The sequence below is a fragment of the uncultured Capnocytophaga sp. genome (genome assembly GCF_938029845.1).
GTDB lineage: Bacteria > Bacteroidota > Bacteroidia > Flavobacteriales > Flavobacteriaceae > Capnocytophaga.
Map to the genome: position 1 here is coordinate 1 of NZ_CALHGG010000060.1, position 4,106 is coordinate 4,106.

General features: G+C 38.9%; 3 protein-coding genes. All 3 read left to right on the top strand.

What is annotated here, in order from left to right:
- On the top strand, window positions 1-296 hold a 296-nt coding region (locus Q0625_RS04145; protein ID WP_298823693.1), incomplete at its 5' end, for a gliding motility-associated C-terminal domain-containing protein.
- Between the two features lie 370 nt (window positions 297-666).
- Window positions 667-2,568: a cell division protein FtsZ gene (ftsZ, locus tag Q0625_RS04150; protein ID WP_298823695.1), complete on the top strand. Its 1,902-nt coding sequence runs from the start codon at window positions 667-669 to the stop codon at window positions 2,566-2,568.
- Between the two features lie 81 nt (window positions 2,569-2,649).
- Window positions 2,650-4,023: a histidine--tRNA ligase gene (hisS, locus tag Q0625_RS04155; RefSeq protein ID WP_298823697.1), complete on the top strand. Its 1,374-nt coding sequence runs from the start codon at window positions 2,650-2,652 to the stop codon at window positions 4,021-4,023.
- Window positions 4,024-4,106 lie beyond the last annotated feature (83 nt).

A 4,106-nucleotide genomic window follows, 5' to 3' on the forward strand; every position in this document is an offset into this window, starting at 1 on the left:
TTACAATCTACAATGGGGTATCAGCTGATGGAGATGGACACAATGACTATTTCAAGATAGACGGTATAGAGTACTATCCTAAGAATAATCTTAAGATATTCAACCGTTGGGGAGTACTTGTCTATGAAAAGGATGGTTATACCAATAACCAGCCATTTGATGGTCATTCCAATGGTCGTGTTACCATAAGTACAGATAGTAAGCTTCCACAAGGTACTTACTACTATATCTTAGAGTACGAAGACTCCAACGACCAATCTCATATTGAGAAAGGTTGGCTCTACCTCAAATATTAGGTAAAAGATAAAAGGTAAAAAGTAAAGGAACTTTACAAGGTAAAAGGTAATACTATTACTTTTTACCTTTTATTTTTTCCCTAAAAAAAGCAGAGATTTTTTAAAATCTTGTCAAAGAAATATTTTAAGAGCGTGAATATTAACGAATTATTTTAATACGAAAAAAGTTATAAACAAAATACATTTTTTTGTTGATAACTAAGAAAAAAATCAATAATTTTGCCGAAGAACAATATAGGATAAAATAGTCATTCGTTCCTCTAATGATTTATGATTAATATTGTTGATAATGAGTAATTTAAGAGTAATAATTAACTGCAAATAGCTAATCACTAATAAATAGGATAACGATAAAAAGCAGCAAAAAAATATGGCAATAGAATTTGACAATGTAACATTTGATCTTCCCAAAAATACAGGAAATCTAATTAAGGTAATAGGTGTCGGTGGAGGTGGTGGAAATGCCGTAAACTACATGTACAAACAAGATATCCGTGGAGTGGATTATATTATCTGTAATACTGACCGCCAAGCGCTGGATAAAAGCCCCATAGTAAATAAGATTCATTTAGGAGTGGAACTCACCGAAGGCTTAGGAGCAGGCTCCAACCCTGAGGTAGGGGAACAATCCGCTATGGAAAGCATAGAGGAGATAAAGGCTATGCTTGGTAACAATACCAAAATGGTATTTATCACAGCTGGAATGGGTGGTGGTACAGGTACAGGTGCTGCTCCTATTATTGCTAAGATATGTCGCGATTTGGGTATCCTTACCGTAGGTATTGTAACTAGTCCTTTCAAGTTTGAAGGGGAGATACGTCTAGCTCAAGCCCAAAAGGGAATTGAGAATTTGCGCAAACAGTTGGATTCACTCATTGTAATCAATAACAATAAGCTACGTGATACCTATGGAAACTTAGGTATCAAGACAGGTTTTGCCAAAGCCGATGAAGTACTTACCATTGCTGCCAAAGGTATCGCTGAGGTTATCACCAAGGAGTTTGAAATGAATATTGACCTTCGTGATGCACATACAGTACTTTCTAATAGTGGTACCGCTATCATGGGAACAGGTTATGGTACTGGGGAAACTCGTGCTTTGGATGCAGTAAAAGGAGCTTTGGAATCACCTTTGCTCAACGATAATCGCATCACAGGGGCAAAGAATGTACTTCTTCTGATTCTCTATGGAAAAGATGAAATTACCATGGATGAAGTAGGAGAAATTAACGAATACATTCAGCGTGAGGCTGGAAATGGTATAGAAGTGGCTACAGGTTATAAGACCAATATTATCATGGGTATGGGTGAGGAACCTTCCCTTGAAGATAAGGTAATGGTAACAGTTGTGGCAACGGGTTTTTCCACCGAACAACAACATGAAATTATTGATGCTGAACCTAAGAAGATAGTACATTCCTTGGATGATAATACCCAATTTGTGAAAGAATTGGATACAACTTCTTCATTTACTGATATTTCTTTTGAAAATTCGCTAAAGAAAAAGGAAAAAGTAGTTTATCAGTTGGAAGATACTCCACAAGCTCCAGCAGGAGAAGCCTCTACTAAAAGTAGCATGGGTATTACACTGCACACCACTTCCGAAAAAAAAGCGAAGACCATAAATATAGATGAGAGTCTATACCAACTTCCAGTTCATTTTGAAGTAGTGGAGCGCATGGTACCTATTCAGCAGGAAAATTTTGTTATCTACCAAGAAAAAAAAACAACAGCCACTAAAGTAGCCCCTCAAAGACAACAAGCAGTAGAGCGCAAAGTAGTCTATATGGAGCAAGAAAAGCCCCAAGCAGTCCCTGTAATGGAGCAAGTAGCAGTGGCGCCTATTGAAGAAAATGGAAAGATTATACATAATCTAGACAACTACCTTGAAATGGAGGAGATGCTCACTCAAGCACGCTCTCCACAGAGGGAAACTGAAGAAGAGGAGTTTAAGGCTGAAATACGTATAAAGGAACCTGCTAAGGTCACACAACAACCTAATGAGACCAATCATAACACTTATCTTTCAGCGCTTAAGGAAAATGCGGCCAACCGTAAAACGACCTTTAAGAATATGAGCTATCAGTTCTCTTCCCAAAATAATTATAGAATAGAGGATTTAGAGAATACTCCTGCTTATATGAGAAAGAATGTGGATATTTCTTCCACTACTATGACCCCATCGGTTTCTCGTAGTTCTATTAGTTTGGATTCCAATAATATAGCTCAAATACGTGAAAATAACAGCTATCTACATGATAATGTGGATTGATCTTTAGAAATTAAATTAAGTGCCAATATAAAGAACAGTTAATGAAGATTAGCTGTTCTTTATTATAATAACCATAGTACAATGCAAAAACCTAGTATACCCAAAGGAACACGTGACTTCTCTCCAGAGGAAGTTGCTAAGCGCAATTATATTATTCAGACTATTCGCCAAGCTTTCGAAAGCTATGGTTTTCAGCCTATTGAAACTCCCAGTTTTGAGAATATGGAAACACTTATGGGTAAGTATGGGGAAGAGGGAGATCGCCTTATCTTTAAGATACTTAACTCAGGAGATTTTCTAAAGGATGTACCTCAAGATCTTTATGAGGAACGTAACAGCCAGCGGATTACTTCTCAAATAAGTGAGAAAGCATTGCGCTATGATCTTACGGTACCTTTTGCTCGTTATGTGGTGCAGCATCAGAATGAGATCGCTTTTCCTTTCAAGCGTTATCAGATACAGCCCGTTTGGCGTGCAGATCGTCCACAAAAAGGACGCTATCGAGAGTTCTATCAGTGCGATGCCGATGTGGTAGGGGCTCGTAGCCTTTGGCAGGAAGTGGAGTTTGTTCAGCTCTATGATAGCGTCTTTACAGCCTTACAAGTCAAGGGAGTAACAATCAAGATGAATCACCGTAAGATACTCTCTGGTTTTGCTGAGATTATTGGGGCACCTGATAAGCTGATTGACTTTACAGTAGCTTTGGACAAGCTTGATAAGATAGGTAAGGAAAAGGTAGAAGAAGAGATGTGTTCTAAAGGTATCTCGGCGGAAGCAATTGCCAAAATCCAACCTGTTTTCTCTCTTGAGGGTGATTTCTCTCAGAAGATAAGTCAGCTCAAGGAATTGCTTGCAACTTCTTCTGTAGGCTTAGAAGGAGTAGCCGATTTAGAGTTTATACACGCACAGACCCAACAGTTGGGCTTACAAACAGCTACTTTGGAGCTAGAGGTAACCTTAGCTCGTGGACTGAATTACTATACAGGGGCTATCTTTGAGGTAGCAGCTCCCCGTGAAGTCTCCTTAGGTTCCATAGGAGGAGGTGGTCGTTATGATGAGCTTACAGCTATCTTTGGCCTTAAAGGGATGAGTGGAATTGGAATATCCTTTGGACTGGACAGAATCTATCTTGTTTTAGAACAATTAGGATTATTTCCTACTGCCATAGCAGAGAGTTTGGAAGTGTTATGTGTGAATTTTGGAGATAGAGAGGCTTTGGTTTCTTTTGGCTTGGTACAACAACTAAGAGCGCAAGGACACAAGGTAGAACTCTACCCTGAAGCCACTAAGCTCAAGAAGCAATTGGCCTATGCCGACAGCCGAAAGGTGAAGTATGTCGTACTCATCGGAGAAGAAGAGCTCTCCGCAGGTACCGCAGTCCTCAAGCACATGCAGAGCGGAGAACAAGCCTCTTATCCTATAGGAGAAATAGGAAAAGTGATTAGTGAAAAGTGATTATAGTGATTAGTGAAGAGTGAAAAGTGAATAACACATTGCGTGCTTACACTTTTCACTCTTTACTATTTAGGTAGTTTCTT